General features: G+C 71.2%; 20 protein-coding genes. 14 read left to right on the top strand and 6 right to left on the bottom strand.

The features are described 5' to 3' along the window. Positions 1 to 44 precede the first annotated feature (44 nt). Positions 45 to 899 (top strand): NAD(P)H-binding protein, encoded by an 855-nt coding sequence (locus IH45_RS0102445; RefSeq protein WP_030660455.1) that lies wholly within the window; start codon positions 45 to 47, stop codon positions 897 to 899. A gap of 27 nt (positions 900 to 926) precedes the next feature. On the opposite strand, the gene IH45_RS0102440 is transcribed toward IH45_RS0102445, so the two are convergent. Next, positions 927 to 1,397, bottom strand: a complete 471-nt coding sequence (locus IH45_RS0102440) for an ATP-binding protein (protein WP_032916650.1) — start codon at positions 1,395 to 1,397, stop codon at positions 927 to 929. Between the two features lie 129 nt (positions 1,398 to 1,526). Between IH45_RS0102440 and IH45_RS0102435 the strand changes: the two genes are divergently transcribed. Together IH45_RS0102435 and IH45_RS0102425 are read left to right on the top strand one after the other, a co-directional pair. Then, complete coding sequence (locus IH45_RS0102435; RefSeq protein WP_030660449.1) at positions 1,527 to 2,378, top strand: helix-turn-helix domain-containing protein; 852 nt, start codon at positions 1,527 to 1,529, stop codon at positions 2,376 to 2,378. 270 nt (positions 2,379 to 2,648) lie between these two features. Continuing rightward, positions 2,649 to 2,846 (top strand): DUF397 domain-containing protein, encoded by a 198-nt coding sequence (locus tag IH45_RS0102425; RefSeq protein WP_030660446.1) that lies wholly within the window; start codon positions 2,649 to 2,651, stop codon positions 2,844 to 2,846. 6 nt (positions 2,847 to 2,852) lie between these two features. Here IH45_RS0102425 and IH45_RS0102420 read toward each other — a convergent pair whose 3' ends face one another. After that, the gene (locus IH45_RS0102420; RefSeq protein WP_030660443.1) at positions 2,853 to 3,287 is read right to left on the bottom strand and encodes a VOC family protein; all 435 of its coding nucleotides are present in this window, start codon (positions 3,285 to 3,287) and stop codon (positions 2,853 to 2,855) included. Between the two features lie 116 nt (positions 3,288 to 3,403). Between IH45_RS0102420 and IH45_RS0102415 the strand changes: the two genes are divergently transcribed. Further along, positions 3,404 to 3,619, top strand: coding sequence for a DUF4287 domain-containing protein (locus IH45_RS0102415; protein WP_030660440.1), 216 nt, complete (start codon positions 3,404 to 3,406; stop codon positions 3,617 to 3,619). A 39-nt stretch (positions 3,620 to 3,658) separates the two neighbouring features. Here the strand turns inward: IH45_RS0102415 and IH45_RS0102410 are convergent, their stop codons facing one another. Further along, the gene (locus IH45_RS0102410) at positions 3,659 to 4,375 is read right to left on the bottom strand and encodes an NADPH-dependent F420 reductase (protein ID WP_030660437.1); all 717 of its coding nucleotides are present in this window, start codon (positions 4,373 to 4,375) and stop codon (positions 3,659 to 3,661) included. A 145-nt stretch (positions 4,376 to 4,520) separates the two neighbouring features. Then, the gene (locus tag IH45_RS0102405) at positions 4,521 to 5,042 is read right to left on the bottom strand and encodes a DUF3574 domain-containing protein (protein ID WP_050514467.1); all 522 of its coding nucleotides are present in this window, start codon (positions 5,040 to 5,042) and stop codon (positions 4,521 to 4,523) included. 27 nt (positions 5,043 to 5,069) lie between these two features. Here IH45_RS0102405 and IH45_RS0102400 point away from each other — a divergent pair, with 27 nt between their 5' ends. Continuing rightward, positions 5,070 to 6,122, top strand: a complete 1,053-nt coding sequence (locus tag IH45_RS0102400) for an META domain-containing protein (RefSeq protein WP_030660430.1) — start codon at positions 5,070 to 5,072, stop codon at positions 6,120 to 6,122. A 28-nt stretch (positions 6,123 to 6,150) separates the two neighbouring features. After that, positions 6,151 to 7,089: an META domain-containing protein gene (locus tag IH45_RS0102395; RefSeq protein WP_030660427.1), complete on the top strand. Its 939-nt coding sequence runs from the start codon at positions 6,151 to 6,153 to the stop codon at positions 7,087 to 7,089. Between the two features lie 98 nt (positions 7,090 to 7,187). Here IH45_RS0102395 and IH45_RS0102390 read toward each other — a convergent pair whose 3' ends face one another. After that, on the bottom strand, positions 7,188 to 9,035 hold the full coding sequence (locus tag IH45_RS0102390; protein WP_030660422.1) for a bifunctional metallophosphatase/5'-nucleotidase: 1,848 nt from the start codon (positions 9,033 to 9,035) through the stop codon (positions 7,188 to 7,190). Between the two features lie 169 nt (positions 9,036 to 9,204). On the opposite strand from IH45_RS0102390, the gene mshD reads away from it, so the two are divergent. From mshD to IH45_RS0102350, 8 genes are all read left to right on the top strand, one after another. Next, the gene (gene mshD / locus IH45_RS0102385) at positions 9,205 to 10,152 is read left to right on the top strand and encodes a mycothiol synthase (protein ID WP_030660419.1); all 948 of its coding nucleotides are present in this window, start codon (positions 9,205 to 9,207) and stop codon (positions 10,150 to 10,152) included. A 298-nt stretch (positions 10,153 to 10,450) separates the two neighbouring features. Next, the gene (locus tag IH45_RS0102380) at positions 10,451 to 11,335 is read left to right on the top strand and encodes an MEDS domain-containing protein (protein ID WP_050514466.1); all 885 of its coding nucleotides are present in this window, start codon (positions 10,451 to 10,453) and stop codon (positions 11,333 to 11,335) included. A gap of 4 nt (positions 11,336 to 11,339) precedes the next feature. Next, the gene (locus IH45_RS0102375; protein ID WP_050514465.1) at positions 11,340 to 11,822 is read left to right on the top strand and encodes an ATP-binding protein; all 483 of its coding nucleotides are present in this window, start codon (positions 11,340 to 11,342) and stop codon (positions 11,820 to 11,822) included. Between the two features lie 340 nt (positions 11,823 to 12,162). After that, on the top strand, positions 12,163 to 12,321 hold the full coding sequence (locus IH45_RS1000000148515) for a hypothetical protein (protein ID WP_158812871.1): 159 nt from the start codon (positions 12,163 to 12,165) through the stop codon (positions 12,319 to 12,321). 321 nt (positions 12,322 to 12,642) lie between these two features. Further along, a complete protein-coding gene (locus tag IH45_RS0102365) occupies positions 12,643 to 14,925 on the top strand; it encodes an RNA degradosome polyphosphate kinase (protein ID WP_030660407.1) in 2,283 nt (760 codons plus the stop codon). Further along, complete coding sequence (locus IH45_RS0102360; protein WP_394298652.1) at positions 14,909 to 16,120, top strand: CHAD domain-containing protein; 1,212 nt, start codon at positions 14,909 to 14,911, stop codon at positions 16,118 to 16,120. The genes IH45_RS0102365 and IH45_RS0102360 overlap by 17 nt, the downstream gene beginning before the upstream one ends. 7 nt (positions 16,121 to 16,127) lie before the next feature. Beyond that, a complete protein-coding gene (locus tag IH45_RS0102355; protein ID WP_030660402.1) occupies positions 16,128 to 16,556 on the top strand; it encodes an NUDIX hydrolase in 429 nt (142 codons plus the stop codon). 620 nt (positions 16,557 to 17,176) lie between these two features. Further along, complete coding sequence (locus IH45_RS0102350) at positions 17,177 to 17,599, top strand: Hsp20/alpha crystallin family protein (protein ID WP_030660400.1); 423 nt, start codon at positions 17,177 to 17,179, stop codon at positions 17,597 to 17,599. A 76-nt stretch (positions 17,600 to 17,675) separates the two neighbouring features. Here IH45_RS0102350 and IH45_RS0102345 read toward each other — a convergent pair whose 3' ends face one another. Then, positions 17,676 to 18,683, bottom strand: coding sequence for an aldo/keto reductase (locus tag IH45_RS0102345; protein ID WP_030660398.1), 1,008 nt, complete (start codon positions 18,681 to 18,683; stop codon positions 17,676 to 17,678). Between the last annotated feature and the right edge of the window lie 141 nt (positions 18,684 to 18,824).

Raw genomic sequence — 18,824 nt, 5'->3', positions numbered from 1 at the left:
TCGAAAGACGCCGCATCCGTGCCACACCACCAGGAGAGCCCGCGATGATCGTAGTAACCGGCGCCACCGGCAACATCGGCCGCAGTCTGGTCGATCACCTGCTCGCGGAGGGTGCCGCCGTACGCGCGCTGACCCGCGACCCCGAGCGGGCCGGACTGCCGGCCGAAGCCGAGACGGTACGGGCCGACCTCACCGACCCGGCCTCGCTCGAACCGGCCCTGAACGGCGCCGACGCGCTCTTCCTCAACCTCGCGGCGGGCGGCGGCGACGCGGCCCGTACCGTCGTGGACGCGGCGGTGAAGGCCGGGGTGCGGCGCATCGTCCTCAACTCCTCCATAGCCGTCGGCGACGGCCCGCGGGACGACGACAACTTCCTCGCCCGGATGCACGGCGGCGTGGAGGACGCGATACGCGCCTCCGGCCTGGAGTGGACCTTCGTGCGCGGCGGCGCGTACGCCGCCAACGCGCTCCAGTGGGCCGAGGAGATCCGGGAAGGCGGCGTGGTCCGCGACCCGCACCCCGGGGCCGCCACCTCCCCCGTACACGAGGACGACCTCGCCGCGGTGGCCGCTGCGGCCCTCCTGGACGCCACCGACGCGCACGCCGGCAAGGCGTACGTCGTCACCGGGCCGGCGTCCCTCACCAGGGATGAGCAAGTCGTCACCATCGGCCGGGTCATCGGCCGCCCCACGCGGATGGAGACGATCTCCGAGGAGCAGGCCGCCGAGGAGCGCGCGACGCCGAGGGTCCCGAAGGAGGTCCTGCTCCAGCTCTTCCGCCTCTTCGCCACCGCCGTCGGCACGACTGCGCCGGTGACGGACACGGTCCAGCAGGTCACCGGGCGCCCGGCCCGCACGTTCGAGCAGTGGGCGCAGGACCACGCCGCCGACTTCCGCTGACCCGGCGGGCGCCGGTGACCGGGCCCCTCACGCCGCGACGTCGAACGCCTCGCGCCCCGTAACCAGTTCGAACCAGAGCGCCTTCCCCTCCAGCCCGAAGAGTGCGGTACCGATCGGGTGAGCGCCCCAGTTGGCCGCGCAGACCCGGACGAGCAGCAGCCCACGTCCGGCCTCCGCGTCCAGGGCGCCACCCGCCCCGCCGAAGAGATCAACAGGCCGGTCGAACGGCGCCGGAATCACCGGGTCGGTGTCCCACACGCTGACCCGGACCCGGTCCTCCCGCACGCGCCGCATCCGCACCGAGGAGGGCCCTTCGGTGTGCAGATACGCGTTGGTGACCAGCTCGCTGGTCAACAGCTCGGCAGTCTCGACCAGTTCACCCAGGCCGTGGTGGTCAAGCGCGGCGCGCAGTATCACCCGCGCGATGCGGGGTGCGCCGGTGGAGCGGGGGAGTTGGAGGGTGTAGGCCCAGTTCTGGGGCGGGGACGCGATGGCCATGGCAATCTCCTCGGGTGAAGAGTGAGCGATGGTGGTGCGCGTCACACCGTAGGCCGCTACGGTCAAAGTATTAGGCGGTCGCCGCAAATCCCTGAGATGTGTACCTGTGTGGGTGACGGAGGAACGAGGATGGCCCCACGAGCTGTGATCACAGCCCGACGGCTGAGGCTCGGCGCGGAACTGCGAAAACTGAGAGAACTCGCCGGGCTGTCCTCCACGGAGGCGGGTCGCCTGCTCGGCACGAACCAGGCGCAGATCAGCAACATCGAGTCCGGACGCTTCGGAGTCAGCGGCGAGCGCATCCGGGCGATGGCCCGCAATTACGACTGCGCGGACGAGCCGCTGCTGAACGAACTGATCACCATGGCGGGCGCGCGCCGACGCGGCTGGTGGGAGGAGTACCGGGAGGTGCTGCCTGCCGGGTTGCTGGATCTGGCCGAGATGGAGCACTACGCGGCGGGCCTGCGGGTGGCGCACACCGTGCACATTCCGGGGCTGCTGCAGACGCCCGAGCACGCGCGTGAGGTCTTTCGGCAAGGAGTTACCCCGCTGACACCGCCCGAGATCGAACACCGGGTGTCATTCCGGATCAAGCGGCAGACGGTTCTGTACCGCAATGCTCCGGCCCCCTATCGGGCAGTCGTTCATGAGGCGGCCCTACGGATGAAGTTCGGCGGCCCCACGATCGCACGGCCCCAGCTGGAACGCCTGCTGGAGACGAGCGAACGGGACGGGGTCACGATCAGGGTCATCCCCTTCGACGCAGGCGCGTTCCCCGGATCGGGGCAGTCGGTCTACTACATCGACGGGCCGGTGCCGCATCTGGACACCGTGCAACTCGACCAGTCGCATGGTCCGGTGATGCTGGACGCCGAGGCCCAGCTGTCCAAGTACCGAAAGCTCCTGGAGCGTATGGAGGCCGTGGCCCTCGGGAAGAGGGAGTCACGGGATTTCATCCAGGCCATCGCACGCAGCTTGTGAAAGGCGGAGGGCATGACTCGACCGAATTGGACGCGCTCGTCGTTTTGCAGTGAAGGGGAAGCTTGCCTGCACGTGGCAGTGGGTGGCCCCGGTGGGGGTATCAGCCTGATGGAGAGCGACGCCCCCGACGTCATCCTCAGGGCCGCGCCGCAGGGGCTGCGTCACCTGATAGCGCAGGTCAAGGCGGGCGAGCTGGACGGGCGTGGTTAGGGGGCGGTAGCCCGTATTCATGGCTGGTCATCGCGATACGGCTCACGAGAGGCAGAGAGTATGCCCCAGCCAAACTGGACCCGCTCGTCGTTCAGCGGCGAGGGGGCGAACTGCGTGCTCGTGGCGGTGGACGAGCGCGACGGGGGTATCGGCCTGATGGAGAGCGCCACCCCCGACACCATCCTCCGGGCCGCACCCCACGCCCTCCGCCGCCTCATAACGCACGTCAAAGCGGGCAAGCTCGACCGGAGGGACTAGTTCGGCTCAGTCGAGGCAGAACTCGTTGCCCTCGACGTCCTGCATCACGATGCACGATTCGTTGTACTCGTCGGCGAGCAGCACTCGCTCGCGCGTCGCGCCGAGCGCGATCAGTCGTGTGCACTCGGCTTCGAGTGCGGCGAGGCGCTCTTCGCCGACGAGCCCGGTGCCGACCCGTACGTCGAGATGCACACGGTTCTTGACGACCTTGCCCTCGGGGACGCGCTGGAAGTACAGCCGCGGGCCCACACCCGAGGGGTCGCCGCAGGCGAACGACGCGCCCTGCCGGTCGGGCGGCAGCGAGCGGTCGAAATCGGCCCACGAGGCGAACCCCTCCGGGGGCGGCGGTACGACGTACCCCAGCACCTCGCACCAGAAGCGGGCGACGCGCTCGGGCTCCGTGCAGTCGAAGGTGATTTGAACCTGCCTGATCGATGACATCGGCGCACCATAACAGCGCCTCCCGTTGCGCATCTCCTGAATTACGGGCGCACGTTGCGGGGCGGGCGGCCCTGGGGCCAGGGCCCGTTGTCAGTGGTGGGTGCCAGACTGCGGACATGACTGAAACTGCTGTGAAAGGCCCGGCCAGTTACTTCCCGTCGATCGAGAAGAAGTACGGGAAGCCCATAGCCGAGTGGAAGGACCTCGTCCGCGCTTCGCCGCTGACCAAGCACATGGAGCTGGTCGGCTGGCTGAAGGCCGAGCACGGGATGGGGCACGGACACGCCAACGCCCTGGTCGCGCACACGCTCGCGGAGGGGAAGGGCGAGTAAGGCCGGGTCGGCGTCCTGGACGGCGGGCCTGGTCGAGGGTCAGTACACGCGGTTGGCGACGCGTACGCGTTGGGCCTGGGTGAGGGCCGCGCGCAGGCCCTCGACCGGTACGGGCAGGCCGGGGACGTCGAGCAGGCGGTCTCGGGGGACGTCCGGGTCGGCGGCGTACAGCCGGGTGTAGGCGGTCGACTCCGGCTCGAACCGCCAGCTCTCGGCCAGCGGCCCGGCATCGAACGTGTCGAACCCGAGCCGGTCGATCAGGGCCGCCGCCGACTGCTTCGCACCCTGGTCGTCGCCGGCGATCGGCAGTGCGGAGCGGTCCGGTGCGCCGGAGGGGCGGGCGAGTTGGGGGATGTGGTGCGCCCAGATGTTGTTGAACGCCTTGACCAGGTGCGCCCCGGGCAAGTGCTGCTGTACGAGTTCGCTGGTGGTCAGTTCCTCGCTGTCCAGCGGGGTGATCCGGCCGTCGCGGCGCGGATAGTAGTTGCTGGTGTCCAGGACGGTCCGGCCTCGCAGGGCTGCCGTCGGCAGGGTGGGTACGGCCGTCAACGGGACGGACGTCACGACGATGCCGCCCGCCCGCGCGGCTTGCTCGGCGGTGCCCGCGGTGGCCAGTGGGCCCAGCTCGGCGATGAGCCGGGCAAGGCTCTCCGGGCCGCGTGAGTTGGCCATCACGACCGGGATTCCGGCCGCCACCGCCAGCCGGGCGACCGCCGCGCCGATGTGCCCGCTCCCAATGATTCCCAGAGTCGGCATGACCCTCAACCTCGCTGCTGTCGTGGCGGATCGTAGGCCCGGCCGGGTGCCCGGGTGCACCCCCCTGTCGCTCCCGGCCGGGCTGCGGCCACCCTAGCCCATGTTCACTTCAAGGTGAACATGATGAGGTCCGGCTTCGGCCACCTCAGAAGTCCACCCGCGCGCTGTCGTCGATACGCGCCACCGATTCCTGGCCGAAGCGCTTCATGTACGCGGCGCGGACCTGCTCGATCTTCGGGTCGTTGGGCCGGGCCTCGGATGTCGGGTAGAGCAGGATCAGCTCGTACGAGCGCTCGCGCTCGATCGTGCCGTGCGAGTCGCGGTACTGCCCGTAGCCGTCCTGCACCGTGAGTCCGGCGGGGAAGCGCGGCGTGACGAACGTGTCGACGAAGGCGCGGAATTCCTTGTCCGTGACCGGCGGCCCGCCGTTGGGCCGGGCGGTGCCGAACAGGAGGCTGGTCTCGACGTACGGGCGTCCCTCGGCGGCCTTCTGGGGCGGGGCGGCACTCGGGGCGGCGGAATGGGAATCGCCGGCGAGCGCCGCGTACGCGGTCGGCGCACCGGCGCCCAGGAGCGCGGCGCTCAGCGTGATCGCGGCCAGGCGCAGCCGGGAGCGGCGAAGCCCGCGCGGGACGCGGGAGGGGGAGCGGTCGGAGGTCGGCGTCATGGGCTGTTCCTCTCGGGGAAGCGGGAGATGGGCCGTTTCCTTGTGGAGCAACGAGTTGAGAGGGTGCTGAGTGATGTCGGCGAATCGAGTGTGAGGGAGTGGGAGGCCATGGCGCCGGGGAATGCGCGGATATGGCGGCATCGCCGGGCCCGCCGGGGTGTTATCCGGTCGGCCGGGGCCCTGGCGCTGATCGCCGTAATGTCTGCGTGCGGTGCGCACTCCGGGGACGGGGGCGGGGCCGGGGACGGGGCGACCGCGACACCCTGGACCCCGAAGCCCCAAGAAACCACGCCGACCCCGTCCCCTACCCACGTCCCCTTCACCGGCACGCACTGGAACATCGAACGGCTGCGCCTGGACGACGGTGTCACGGCGGCCCCGCACGGCTCGGCCTGGTTGGAGTTCGACGGCAATGGGCACGTCGCGGGCAGTCTCGGCTGCCACCGCTTCAAGGCCGATGCCACTGTCGACGGCAGGCGGGTGCGTATCGGTGAAGTGCGGATGTCCGAGTCCTCATCGTCCCCGCCTGCTTCCGGACGCGGCGAGCAGCAGCAGGAGTGCAGCCGCGAGCAGGTCACGTTCGAGAAGTACGTGAAGACCATCCTGCGCAGCGGTCTGCGGGCCGACTCCGGCCCGTCGGCGGAACAATTGTTTCTCGTCAACACCCGCAAGGACGGGTTCGAGTTGCAACGCGGCATTCCCGCCCCCCTCATCGGTACCAAATGGGCCGTGAGAAGCCTGTATGAGGGAGACAGTCAGGCGGCGCCGACCGATATCGCCCCGAAGATCGGTGAGGTTTACGTCGTCTTCGACGGCGACGGCACCGTCCACGGCAGCCTCGGATGCAACGACTTCAGAGCGAAGGCGGAGGTCGCCGCGACGGCCATTGAGTTCTCCGATCCGGCCACCACTACTCACAGGGAGTGCGGCGACAGCATCAAGGCGGTGGAGAAGCAACTGCTACGGGTGTTCCGTGAGCACGCGGAGTACAGCCTGAATCATGACGCGCTGGCAGTCACCACCGAAAATGAGGTCCCGACCCAGGCGGGTGGCTTCTACGGGGTGAAAGTCGATGGATAGCGGGAGAAGGGATGAAGGGGGAAGGCGAGTGACCTGCAGGCCACGCGAAGGCAAGGGAGCGCGGCGCGCCGCCCTGGCGTCGACCGCCCTGCTGGCGGGCCTGGCGGCCCTCGTCGGCTGCGGCACGGACGGTACGGCGCAGGACCGGCAGGGCGGCGGGACCGGCGGGACCGCCGCGGCGCAGTCGGGATCGGATTCGGGATCGGATTCGGACGACGACGAGAGTCCGCTGCCGCTGGCCGGTCCGCACTGGGACATATGGGAAGTGTCCATCGGGGACAGCGGGCTGAAGCGGGCGCCGCGGGGTGCGGCCTGGGTGGAGTTCGACGGCGCCGGCAAGGCGTCCGGGAATTCCGGCTGCCATGAGTTCCGGGCGAAGGCCGACATCGAGGGCGACACGGTGACGGTGCGGGACCGGGAGAACCTTCCGGGTGCGGGCGACGGGGAGAGCTGCGACGCACGGCACCTGGACTACGAGAAGGACGTTCGGCAGATCCTCGACGGCAAGTTGAAGATCACCACCAACTATGCCTGGGTCAATCTGACCGACTCGCACGGGTCGAAACTCGTGCTGCACAGGAACCAGCCCTTCCCCCTCGTCGGCACTGAATGGGATATCACCAAGCTCAGTTACATGGACGAGGAGTGGCCGATCGACGAAGACGCCCCGGGCATCGGCAAGGTGTATGTCGTCCTCGACGCGGACGGTACCTTCCGCGGCAACTTCGGCTGCAACGATTACCGGGGGAGTGCCGACATCGGTCCGAAGACCATCAAGTTCTCGCAGGCCGAACCGACCACGGACAAGCAGTGCTCGAAAGCGGTGATGAGCCGGGAGGAAGAGGTGCGCAAGCGATTCGACCAGTCGGTGGGATACCAACTGGGGCCGGATTGGCTGCTCGCGACGACACACCCGTACCACAACCTGGCCACCGGATTCGCGGCCGGCGCCAAGGGCAAGCGCTGAGGCCTGCGGGCAAGCACTGACGCCCGAGGGCCGGCCTGCTGCGGCCCACGGCCCGGCGGAAACCTCCCCGCCGGGCCGCAGCCGGACAACTCCCGCGGTTACTTCGTCACCGTGATCCGGTCCGCCTTCGGCGGCGCCAGCGGCGCGGTGGCCGAGGAGTTCGCCGTCAGGTACGCGGTGAGGGCGTCCAGGTCGGACGGGCCGACGTACTTGTCCTTGCCCTCCTTCAGGACGGTGAAGCCGTCACCGCCGCCGGCCAGGAACTCGTTCATGGCGACGCGGTAGGTCTTCGCCGGGTCCAGCGGCGCGCCGTCCAGGCGGACCGAGTCCTTGACCACGCGGCCGGCGCCGGACTTGGTCAGGTCCAGGGTGTACGTCAGCCCCTTCGACACCTGGAGGATCTTCGGGGACGCCTCGTTCGGGCCGCTGACCTGCTGCTGGAGCGCGGTCAGCAGCTGCGCTCCGGTGAGCGTCACGACGTTGGTCATGTTGGTGAAGGGCTGCACGGTGAAGGCTTCGCCGTACGTGACCACGCCGTCGCCCTCGCTGCCGGACGCCTTGTGCGCCAGGTCGGAGCGGATGCCGCCGGGGTTCATCAGGGCGAGCTGCGCCCCGCCCTTGTCCGCCGCCTTGACGGCCGCCAGCTGCGCGTCGGCGATCAGGTCGCCGAGCGGCGTCTCGGGCGTTGCCTGCCCGCGGCCCGGGATGTCGGCGGAGATGTAGCCCACGGGCTTGTCGGCGACCGGCGCGGCGAGCTTGTTCCAGCGCTGGATCAGCGCGGTCATGTCCGCGGCCTTGGGCTGGGTGCGGTTGACGACGTGGTTGCGCGCGGTGGCCGACTTCACCGACGTACGGACGATGTCCTTGGTGCGCCGGTCGTAGGTGAGCGTCGTGTCCGTGTAGAGCTTGCCGAACGAAGCCGCCGAGGTGACGGTGCGCGGCATCCCGGACGGGTCCGGGACGGTGCACGCGTACGCCTGGTGGGTGTGCCCGGTGACCAGGGCGTCCACCTTCGGCGTGACCTTCTTGGCGATCTCGGCGATCGGCCCGGAGATGCCGGAGCCGGGGCCGGGGCTGTCGCAGTCGTAGTTGTACGCCGTGGAGGCCGGCATGCCGCCCTCGTGGACCAGCGCGACGATCGACTTCACGCCCTGCCGGTCCAGCTCCTTGGCGTACTTGTCGATGGTCTCGACCTCGTCGTGGAACTTCAGGCCCTTGACGCCGCTGGCGCTGACCACGTCGGGCGTGCCCTCCAGCGTCACCCCGATGAAGCCGATCTTGACGCCCTTGTGCTTCCACACGGTGTACGGCTTGAGGATCGGGCGGCCGGTCTTCTCGTCGGTGACGTTCGCGGCGAGGTAGGGGAAGTCGGCGCCCTTGAAGCGCTTGCCCTTTTCGTAGCAGCCGTCCGTCGGGTGGCAGCCGCCCTTCTGGAGGCGGGTCAGTTCGGCGCGGCCCTCGTCGAACTCGTGGTTGCCGACCGAGGTGACGTCCAGGCCGAGCTTGTTCATCGCCTCGATGGTCGGCTCGTCGTGGAAGAGCCCGGACAGCAGCGGGCTGGCACCGACCATGTCACCGGCCGCGGCGGTGACCGAGTACGGGTGGCCCTTGCGCGCCGTACGCAGCGAGTTGGCCAGGTACTCGACGCCGCCCGCCTCGACCTTCTTGCGGCTGCCGTCGGGCTGGACCTCCTCGACGGTGCCGGAGGAGCCCTGCGGGGCCTCCAGGTTGCCGTGGAAGTCGTTGAAGGAGAGCAGCTGGACGTCGACGGTGCGGCCGGAGTGGCCGCCGTGGCCGTGTCCGGTGTGCCGGGCGTGCGAGGCGGTCGTGTTGCCTTCGGCGCCGGCCGGCGCTGCCGCCGCCGTGCTGCCGGCGGCCACGGCGAGCGCCGCCGCCCCGGCCGTCAGAAGGCGCGACGCGCGCCGCCGCTGCGGTCTCGGTGACATGAGGTGGATCCCCCTTGTGGGCTGGTGTCCGAGCGGATCGGAGCGGACGTGGCGTCCGGTGTCCGAGCGGACGTAGCGTACGGTCAACGCGCGTAGCGGAACAGGGGGTACCGGGTGACGGACCGGTGTGCATCGGGTGTACCGGCGTCCGGGCCGTACGCTTCGAGGCATGACTGACGCAGCACAGGACAAGGCCCGGACCGGCCGGCGGATCGAGGTGGCGGACGAACTGGCGCCCGATGCGGCCGCCGCCGTCCTCGAACTGATCGAGCTGGCCGCGGCGACGGACGGGCAGCCCGCCGTGTCCGAACAGGGGCGGCTCCAGCTGCGCGGCGGGCGGCGCGAGGGCGTACGGCATCTGCTGCTGTACGTACCGGGCGGGCCGGACGACGAGGCCGGGGTGCTCGCCGGATACGCACAGCTGGAGGACACCGACCCCGTGGAGGCGCCCGCCGCCGAACTGGTCGTGCACCCGTCCCACCGGGGCCACGGGCACGGCCGCGCGCTGGGCACCGCACTGCTGGAGGAGTCCGGCCGCCGCCTGCGGGTGTGGGCGCACGGCGGCCACTCCGCGGCCCGCCACCTCGCCCAGACCCTCGGCATGACGCTCTTCCGCGAGCTGCGGCAGATGCGCCGTCCGCTGGGCAACCTGGACCTGGCGGAGCCGGCGCTTCCGGACGGCGTGACCGTACGCGCCTTCCAGCCGGGCACGGACGACGCGGCGTGGCTGGAGGCCAACGCGGCGGCCTTCGCCCACCACCCCGAGCAGGGCTCGCTGACCCAGCGGGACCTCGACGACCGCAAGAGCGAGCCCTGGTTCGACCCCAAGGGCTTCTTCCTCGCCGAGCGGGGCGGCCGGCTGATCGGCTTCCACTGGACAAAGATCCACTCGGAGGAGGGGCTGGGCGAGGTGTACGTGGTCGGCGTCCGGCCGGACGCGCAGGGCGGCGGCCTCGGCAAGGCGCTCACCGCGATCGGCCTGCGGCACCTGGCGGCACAGGGCGTGCCGACGGCGATGCTGTACGTCGACGCGGACAACGGGCCCGCCGTCTCCGTCTACGAACGGCTCGGGTTCACCACGCACGAGACGGACCTGATGTACCGCACGGAGACGTGAGGAGGGCGCGCCGGGACGTGACGTGAGGGGTGTGCCACCGCGCGGCCACTTCGCGGCCAGTATCAACTCACCGTACAAATCTCTCCGGTTCAGCCGATCGCCGGACACAACCGATCGCCCGCCGCACCACAGCGGACCACGGACGCCGTCGTCCCGTATCCCGGGCCGACGGCGTCCGCCGTCCCGCTACTCTGCCGCCGAGTGCTCGCACTCGGTACGGCCGGGTGCCCCCGCACTCGGCGAGGCCGGGCCGAAACGGCGGCAGGCGTCGGAACGGCGTCAGACGTAGGAGAGTTCCTTGCCCTTCCAAGCCGAGGAGCATGCCCGCATCGTGTCGGTGGAGCGCCTGCGGCCGGGCGACCACGCCTTCGCGAGCTACGTGGACGAGGAGTCGCGGTGGGCCACGATCGGCGCGTACACGCATGCCGGCATCAGCCGCGGCGAGCGGGTGCTGCTCTTCGCGGACCCGGCGCTGCCGGAGACCACCGTGCTGGAGCGCCTGGAGGCGTACGGGCCGCCGGTCGGTTTCTCCGTGCGGCGCGGCCAGTTGAAGCTGCTCACCATGGACCGGATGTGGCTGCCGCGGCCCCTCTCGGTGGAGCGGCAGATGGCCGGGCTGCGGCGGGAGGTCGAGGAGGCGCTGGACGACGGGTACGCCACGGTCCGCAGCGCCATCGACATGGCCTGGGTGGCGTCCTTCGGCGCGGACATCGAACAGGTGCTGTGGCGGGAGAGCGAGGGCTGCCACTACCTGTTCCGCGACGGGCACTACACCGAGATCTGCACCTACGACGAGACCCGCTTCAGCGACGACGAACTGGACCGGGCATCGGCCGGGCACCCCACGGCCCTGCTGCAACGCCCCGGCACCCTGCTGGCCGCCCCGCTCACGGAGGCGGCCGACGACACGTACGGGCTGCGGCTGATCGGCGAGGCCGACCTGTCCACCCGCGAACGGTTCGACGCCGCCCTGCGCCGCGTCGCCGCCTCGGACGCGCCGCGCGCCGTCCTGGACCTCACCGAGCTGACCTTCCTCGACATCTACTGCGCGCGGGCCGTGCTGCGCCTGGCAGCCGCCGCGGACGGCAGGCGCGTCGTCATCCGGTGCGGCGGCATACACACCCACACGTTCCTGCTTCTGGGGGCGCTCGACATCCCGCAGCTGACGGTGGAAGGCGAGTGACGCGATGGGACCGACGACCGAGGGTTCCCCGGACGGAGGTCCGGAGCGGCCGCCGGGGGGACCGGCTCCGGACGGGCCGGCCGACCACAGCCTGGAGACCCGTTTCACCTCGGCCGACCTGCCGAGTCTGCGCGTCCTGATGGGCGCGTACGCGGCACGCCTGGGCCTGGCGGGGCGCCGGCGCGACGCCCTGCTGCTGTCGGCCAATGAACTGGCCGACAACGCGATCCGGCACGCGGGGGGCGGCGGGCGCCTGGCGCTGTACCGCAGCGGGCCCCTGGTGTGCTGCCGCGTCTCCGACAGCGGCCCGGGCTTCGACGCTTCCGTCATCCCGGAATGCGCTCCTGGACTGGGCAGCGCGACGGGGTGGGGCCTGTGGACCGTACGGCAGCTCACGGACGGCCTGGAGATCGGCCGGGGCGACGGCGGCCGGGCCCGGGGAGCCGTCGTCACGTGCTGCGTACGGTTGACGCATCCGGCCCGTTGACCAGGCGCTTGGACGCCTGCCGGCCCGGCGTCCGGGCAGCCCCGTGCGCCGAGGTCCGCTGAACGGGTGATTCCCATACGGGTGAATGCGGCTCGTATACCGGTGACCAGGGGGGCCTGCCGCTTCCGTGGCCGCCCTGCGGCGAAACCGGCCCGTGTCCCCGGACATGGGAGATCGTTTGCATCCCATGCGCATCAGGCATCTTGCGGTATCGGCCGGTCTGGCCACGGCAGTGGTCGGAACGGGGCTGTCGACCGCGGCCCCGGCGGGCGCCGGCGGTCTCGGCAGCCTTGGCAACGCCTCGTTCGGCAACAGGTGCCAGACGCTCCACCACCGGGGTATGGGCTTCACCGTGTCCCGGACCACCGGCCTGATCGGCAGCAATATCGTCCGGCTGCCGGGCCGTGCTCCGTACAACCACTGCGGCGGAGCCGACTTCAACCCCGATCTCCTGGCCCTGGACCAGAGCGAGTTCGTGCCCCTGAATCCGTTGAAGTGACCCGTATGGCCCTGTTCCCCGCCGCATCGTGTCGAGCACCCTGGGGCCTCGGCCTCGGCCGGGGGCGCACGCCGGGGCATTCGCGCGCCCCCTCGCGCGCCATGGGGCGCGCTCCCCTCCGCACAAGACACGGGAATGTAAACACCGGCCGGTAGCGGCCCGCTTGCCTGTCCGCCATATCCGCGTTACCGATGGTTCAACGTCGCTTGCGAGCATCGCTGAATGCAGCCCGCTGTCCCGAACGCCGCCGGTCGCCGCCTGCGCCCCGTACCGACTCCGTCCGACGGGCTGGTATCGCCCTCGGCGCGGAAGAATAAGGCCATGAACCAGCAGCCCAGCGCCCAGGCAACGGACCGGACCGAGACGACCGCGTCCCGGACGGCGGCCCAGCCGCCGCCGTCCGCGCAGCCGTCGGTGGGCTCCATAGCGGCGCACCGCCCGCACGCGGTCGCCGCGCCGGTGCCCGAGCTGGAGCCCGATCTCGACGCCGACCTGGACGATTACGAGGAAACCGGAGCGCCCGGCGCCGACGGCGAGGAACTGCCCGCCGGCCGCTTCCTGGATCGCGAGCGGAGCTGGCTGGCGTTCAACGAGCGGGTGCTGGAACTGGCCGAGGATCCGGCCACCCCGCTGCTCGAACGGGCCAACTTCCTCGCGATCTTCGCGAGCAACCTGGACGAGTTCTTCATGGTCCGCGTCGCGGGCCTCAAGCGGCGCATAGCGACCGGTGTCGCCACCCGCTCCGCCTCCGGCCTCCAGCCCCGCGAGGTGCTGGACCTCATCTGGACCCGCTCGCGCGAGCTGATGGCGCGGCACGCCGCCTGCTACCAGCAGGACGTCGCCCCCGAACTCGCCGACCAGGGCATCCACCTGATCCGCTGGCCCGACCTGACCGAGAAGGAGCAGGCCCGGCTGTTCACCCTGTTCCGCCAGCAGATCTTCCCGGTCCTCACCCCGCTGGCGGTCGATCCGGCGCACCCGTTCCCGTACATCTCCGGCCTGTCCCTCAACCTGGCCGTGGTCGTACGCAATCCGGTCAGCGGCCACGACCACTTCGCACGGGTGAAGGTGCCGCCGCTGCTCTCCCGCTTCCTGGAGGCCGCGCCGCAGCGGTACGTACCCATCGAGGACGTGATCGCCGCCCACCTGGAGGAGCTGTTCCCGGGGATGGAGGTGCGGGCGCACCACATGTTCCGGGTGACCCGCAACGAGGATCTGGAGGTCGAGGAGGACGACGCGGAGAACCTGCTCCAGGCGCTGGAGAAGGAGCTGATGCGGCGCCGCTTCGGGCCGCCGGTGCGCCTGGAGGTCGAGGAGACCATCGACCCCGCCGTACTGGACCTGCTCGTCCAGGAGCTGAAGGTCTCCGACTCCGAGGTCTACCCGCTGCCCGGCCCCCTGGACCTCACCGGCCTGTTCGGCATAGGAGCGCTGGACCGCCCGGAGCTGAAGTATCCCAAGTTCGTGGCGGGCACCCACCGCGACCTCGCCGAGGTCGAGTCGGCCTCCGCGCCCGACGTCTTCGCCGCGCTGCGCGCCCGTGACGTGCTGCTCCACCACCCGTACGACTCGTTCTCCACCTCCGTGCAGGCGTTCCTGGAGCAGGCCGCCGCCGACCCGGACGTCCTGGCGATCAAGCAGACGCTCTACCGCACCTCGGGCGACTCGCCGATCGTCGACGCCCTGATAGACGCCGCCGAATCCGGCAAGCAGGTGCTCGTCCTCGTCGAGATCAAGGCGCGCTTCGACGAGCAGGCCAACATCAAATGGGCGCGCAAACTGGAGGAGGCGGGCTGCCATGTCGTGTACGGGCTGGTCGGGCTCAAGACGCACTGCAAACTGTCGCTGGTCGTCCGCCAGGAAGGCGAGATGCTGCGCCGTTACTCGCACGTGGGGACGGGCAACTACCACCCCAAGACCGCCCGGCTGTACGAGGACCTGGGGCTGCTGACCGCCGACCCGCAGGTGGGCGCGGACCTCTCCGACCTCTTCAACCGGCTCAGCGGCTACTCCCGCCGGGAGACCTACCGGCGGCTGCTGGTGGCCCCCAAGTCGCTGCGCGACGGCCTCGTCCAGCGCATCACCAAGGAGATCGCCCACCACCGCGCCGGGCGGCCCGCGTACGTCCGCATCAAGGTCAACTCGATGGTGGACGAGGCGGTCATCGACGCGCTGTACCGCGCGTCGCAGGCCGGCGTGCCGGTCGACGTGTGGGTCCGCGGCATCTGCGCGCTGCGGCCCGGCGTCGAGGGGCTCAGCGAGAACATCCGGGTACGCAGCGTCCTCGGCCGTTTCCTCGAACACTCCCGGGTCTTCGCGTTCGGCAACGGCGGCGAGCCCGAAGTGTGGCTGGGCAGCGCCGACATGATGCACCGCAACCTGGACCGGCGGATCGAGGCGCTGGTACGGGTCACCGACCAGGGTCACCGCACCGCCCTCAACCGGCTCCTGGAGACCGGCACGTCGGACGCCACCTCGTCCTGGCACCTGGGACCGGACGGCAACTGGACCCGGCACGCGGTCGACGCGGACGGCGCGCCGCTGCGCAACGTACAGGAAATGCTCATTGACGCCCGGAGGCGCCGGCGTGGCCCAGCGACATGACTTCCCCCCGCTCCGCTACGAGCCCGCCGGACCGGGCGGCGCGCCTGCCGCGCTGGCCGACGGCCCGGCACGCCCCGGCTCGCCGTCGCGCCCCGGCGGCCGGCCACGCCCGTATGGAACCGGCGGCGCCGCGCTTACGGGACGCACCGCCCGCGAAGTCCTCGCCGCCTACCTGCACCACCAGGCGACGGACTTCCTGCGCAGCCTCCGCTCCCACCGCGAAAGCGGCTCCGACGCGGAAGGCACCCGCGAGGCCGCCCGCCAACTCCGAGCCTCCGCGCGGCGGATCGGCGGCGCGCTGCACACCTTCCGTCCGCTCACGGACGAGAAGTGGGCCGATCAGCTGCGCGGCGAACTGGCATGGCTGTCGGGGACGCTGGGCCGCGAACACGCCAGTACGGCACGGCTGGACCGCCTGCTGGGAGCGCTGCAACGGCTGACCGGCAGGGCGGAACGGGAACGGGACCGCGAGGCCGTCCCCGCCCGTACGGCCATGGGAAGCACCCTCTCTCCCGAAGCCGCGCCCCCCGCCGCCGGCCGGGACGGCGCGGACGCCGGTGAGGCCGATGCCATCCTCTCCACCGGGGCCGCGCGCGCCGGGGCCCTGCTGGAACGGCAGATCACCCTCGCCCGCACCCGTGCGCACTCCGCCGCCCTCCAGGCGCTCGGCTCCTCCCGCTTCCACGCGGTCGCCGACGCCGTGGCCGTACTGGCCTCGGAGGCGCCGCTCACCGCCGCCGCGGACCGGCCGGCGGAGGACGTACTGCCGCCGCTGGCCGAGCAGGCCCACCGGCGGCTCGCGGAGGCCGTCGCGGCGCTGCCGCTGGCCCGCGCCGGACACCCGTACAACGCCGACGCGCTCACCTCGGACGCCCGGCAGGACGCGCCCTGGCGCCAGGTCCGGGTGCTGGCCCGCCTGAGCCGGTACGCACAGGAAGTGCTCGACCCCGACGACGTCGACCCGCGGCTCGCGGAGGCCGGCCGGGCCCTGGAACGCCACCGGGACGCCGCCGAGGCCGCGGCCGCCGCGTCGGCCGCCGCCCGCACCCCGCGCATCGCCCCCGCCACCGCCTACGCCCTCGGCGTCCTGCACGCCGACCAGCGCCACGAGGTCGAGGCGGCGCGCTTCGTGTTCGGCCGGGCCTGGATTCCCGCCCCGGTTTCCGAGGCGGCCCAGCCGGTCCGGAAGGGATGAGGGAGAGATGTCGGTGCCCCGGAAACCCATCAAGGCGGCGGGCTGCGTGCTGTGGCGCCGTTCCCCCGTCGGTGGCGAACTGGAAATCGCCCTTGTCCACCGGCCGAAATATGACGACTGGTCACATCCGAAAGGCAAGCTGAAGCGCGACGAGGGCTGGCTGGCGGGCGCCCTGCGCGAAGTAGCCGAAGAAACCGGAATGCAATGCGCCCCCGGCGCCGAACTCCCCACCGTCCATTACCTGGCCGGCGGACGCCCCAAAGCCGTCCGTTACTGGGCGGCCGAGGCGATTGCGGGCGACTTCGACCCGAATCATGAAGTCGACCGGCTGCTGTGGCTGCCCCCGGAACAGGCCCGGCGCATTCTCACGCAGGCGCGGGACCGGGAATTGGTCGATGCGCTGCTGGAGGCGTTGCACGAGGTGGGCAGGGGCTGAAGGGCGAGGGCGGCCCGGCCCGGAGCGGCCCGGCATTTCACCTCACGGGCCGGGGTGCCAAGTGTTCCTTCGGCCCTCGCCGGCCGTGCTGGATCTCCCGCGCCGACGACTGCCCGCACTGCTGGCACGGAGCCCGTACGACCCGGTGGAGCCGCCCTTTCACGTCGTACTCGAAAACGTCGCAGACCGTCCCCGCGCACCGGTCGGTCCGGCACGGCGCACTCCCGACCGCCCGCCGTTCCGGCGGAGCCGGATACACGGCGTTCCGGTCGCAGTGCAGACAGGGAAAAGGCGTCAGCCCGCCCCCATTGGCCACGTAGGCGACCCCCTCGGCGCGGTCACAGCGCGGGCAGATCCAGGCCATGAGTGAGCTCCTCCGGGTGGGGTTCCTCCGGTCGGTGGGGGACGGAGTATTCCGGGTCGGAGCGCCGATTTGGGGGGAATGCGTGGAGGTGTCACCTGCATGGGGGACCGGAGTGGGGGCGTCGCCCGTCCCGCCTGGCGCTTTGGCCGGTGTCCGCAACTAACCTGAGCCAGGGCTTGTCAAGTTTCCTTCGTCGCGCTATACCAGAAGGCGAAGGGGCATCGCACCCACTGCCTTCGGAAGGAGATGACCCGTGATGCTCATGCGCACCGATCCGTTCCGCGAGTTCGACCGCCTCACCCAGCAGGTGTTCGGTACGACGGCGCGTCCGGCCGCGCTGCCGATGGACGCCTACCGGTCCGGCGACGAGTTCGTGATCCACTTCGATCTGCCCGGGGTCGACCCGGAGACCATCGACCTCGACATCGAGCGCAATGTGCTCACCGTCCGCGCCGAGCGCGCCGCCGCCGCTCCGGAGGGCGCCGAGATGATCGCGAGCGAACGGACGACCGGCAAGTTCAGCCGGCAGCTGTTCCTCGGTGAGACGCTCGACAGCGAGCGGGTGGACGCGTCGTACGAGAGCGGGGTCCTGACGCTGCGCATCCCCGTCGCGGAGCAGGCCAAGCCGCGCAAGATCCAGATCACGGGCGAAAGCTCGCGCAAGCAGATCTCCCGGTGATGCCGGGCCGGCCGCGCGGCACCACGGCCGCGCGGCCGGCGCACCCGGCCCGTCCTGCCGTCGCCGTGCGCCCGCCCTACCGCCGCCGCAGCGCCGCGTCCGCGACGGCCGGCGGCGTGTAGTAGAGGTCGGCCTTGTTCAGGTCCGTGCCCGGCGGCACGATCGCGTCGATACGGTCCAGCACGTCCGCGCCGAGCGTCACCTCCGCGCCGTCCAGCAGGCTTTCGAGCTGGTCGTACGTGCGCGGGCCGATGATCACGGAGGTGACCGCCGGGTGCGACCGTACGAACGCCGTCGCCAGGTGCGGCAGCGTCAGCCCGGCCTCCGACGCCACCTTCGCCAGCTCGGTGACCGCCTCCGCCTTGCGCGCGTTCTCCGGCACGGACAGGTCGAACTTGGCGTTCTCCAGGGCGGCCCGCCCGCTGGCCGACAGGTCGCGGCCGGACAGCCAGCCCGCGCTGAGCGGCCCCCAGGTCAGCACGCCCATCCCGTACCGCTGCGCGGTCGGCAGCACCGCCGCCTCCACGCCGCGCGCCAGCATCGAGTACGGCGGCTGCTCGCTGCGGAAGCGCACATGACCCCGGCGCTCGGCCGTCCACTGCGCCTCGACGATCGCCTCGGCGGGGAAGGTGGAGCTGCCCACCGCCCGCACCTTGCCGGACCGCACGAGGTCCGAGAGCGCGGACAGCGTCTCGTCGATGTCGGTCGCCGGGTCGGGGCGGTGCGCCTGGTAGAGGTCGATGTAGTCGGTGCCCAGCCGCCGCAGGCTGTCCTCCACCGCCCGGACGATCCAGCGCCGCGAACTGCCGCCGTGGTTGGCGTCCGGCCCCATCGGGTTGAAGAACTTGGTGGCCAGGACCACGTCCTCGCGCCGTCCCCGGAGCGCCTTGCCGACGATCTCCTCGGACTCGCCCGCCGCGTACACATCGGCCGTGTCGATGAAGTTGATCCCCGCGTCCAGCGCGCGGTGCACGATCCGCACGCTCTCGTCGTGGTCCTTGTTCCCCCAGGCCCCGAACATCATCGCGCCGAGCGCGTACTCGCTGACCGAGATGCCGGTGCCGCCAAGAATCCTGCGCTGCATGTGTCCTCTTCTCGTGGGGGTGCCTTCGGCGGGCCGCCCTGCGTACCCGGGTCGCCCGGCCTGCCCGTACGGTGTCGTGCCCACCACCCTGCGTGCCGTCCCCGCCCCGTACCAGGCCCGCCGCAGCCTGGGTCCGGCGGA

This window comes from Streptomyces rimosus subsp. rimosus (assembly GCF_000720725.1).
GTDB lineage: Bacteria > Actinomycetota > Actinomycetes > Streptomycetales > Streptomycetaceae > Streptomyces > Streptomyces rimosus_A.
The sequence above is the reverse complement of the archived record's forward strand: the minus strand, read 5'-3'. Positions and strand labels throughout refer to the sequence as shown.

Excerpts from the sequence above, each read along its gene's own strand:
- IH45_RS0102445 (WP_030660455.1), top strand. The coding sequence starts at position 45 with ATGATCGTAGTAACCGGCGCCACCGGCAACATCGGCCGCAGTCTGGTC.
- IH45_RS0102440 (WP_032916650.1), bottom strand. The coding sequence starts at position 1,397 with ATGGCCATCGCGTCCCCGCCCCAGAACTGGGCCTACACCCTCCAACTC.
- IH45_RS0102435 (WP_030660449.1), top strand. The coding sequence starts at position 1,527 with ATGGCCCCACGAGCTGTGATCACAGCCCGACGGCTGAGGCTCGGCGCG.
- IH45_RS0102425 (WP_030660446.1), top strand. The coding sequence starts at position 2,649 with ATGCCCCAGCCAAACTGGACCCGCTCGTCGTTCAGCGGCGAGGGGGCG.
- IH45_RS0102420 (WP_030660443.1), bottom strand. The coding sequence starts at position 3,287 with ATGTCATCGATCAGGCAGGTTCAAATCACCTTCGACTGCACGGAGCCC.
- IH45_RS0102415 (WP_030660440.1), top strand. The coding sequence starts at position 3,404 with ATGACTGAAACTGCTGTGAAAGGCCCGGCCAGTTACTTCCCGTCGATC.
- IH45_RS0102410 (WP_030660437.1), bottom strand. The coding sequence starts at position 4,375 with ATGCCGACTCTGGGAATCATTGGGAGCGGGCACATCGGCGCGGCGGTC.
- IH45_RS0102405 (WP_050514467.1), bottom strand. The coding sequence starts at position 5,042 with ATGACGCCGACCTCCGACCGCTCCCCCTCCCGCGTCCCGCGCGGGCTT.
- IH45_RS0102400 (WP_030660430.1), top strand. The coding sequence starts at position 5,070 with ATGGGCCGTTTCCTTGTGGAGCAACGAGTTGAGAGGGTGCTGAGTGAT.
- IH45_RS0102390 (WP_030660422.1), bottom strand. The coding sequence starts at position 9,035 with ATGTCACCGAGACCGCAGCGGCGGCGCGCGTCGCGCCTTCTGACGGCC.
- mshD (WP_030660419.1), top strand. The coding sequence starts at position 9,205 with ATGACTGACGCAGCACAGGACAAGGCCCGGACCGGCCGGCGGATCGAG.
- IH45_RS0102375 (WP_050514465.1), top strand. The coding sequence starts at position 11,340 with ATGGGACCGACGACCGAGGGTTCCCCGGACGGAGGTCCGGAGCGGCCG.
- IH45_RS1000000148515 (WP_158812871.1), top strand. The coding sequence starts at position 12,163 with ATGGGCTTCACCGTGTCCCGGACCACCGGCCTGATCGGCAGCAATATC.
- IH45_RS0102365 (WP_030660407.1), top strand. The coding sequence starts at position 12,643 with ATGAACCAGCAGCCCAGCGCCCAGGCAACGGACCGGACCGAGACGACC.
- IH45_RS0102355 (WP_030660402.1), top strand. The coding sequence starts at position 16,128 with ATGTCGGTGCCCCGGAAACCCATCAAGGCGGCGGGCTGCGTGCTGTGG.
- IH45_RS0102350 (WP_030660400.1), top strand. The coding sequence starts at position 17,177 with ATGCTCATGCGCACCGATCCGTTCCGCGAGTTCGACCGCCTCACCCAG.
- IH45_RS0102345 (WP_030660398.1), bottom strand. The coding sequence starts at position 18,683 with ATGCAGCGCAGGATTCTTGGCGGCACCGGCATCTCGGTCAGCGAGTAC.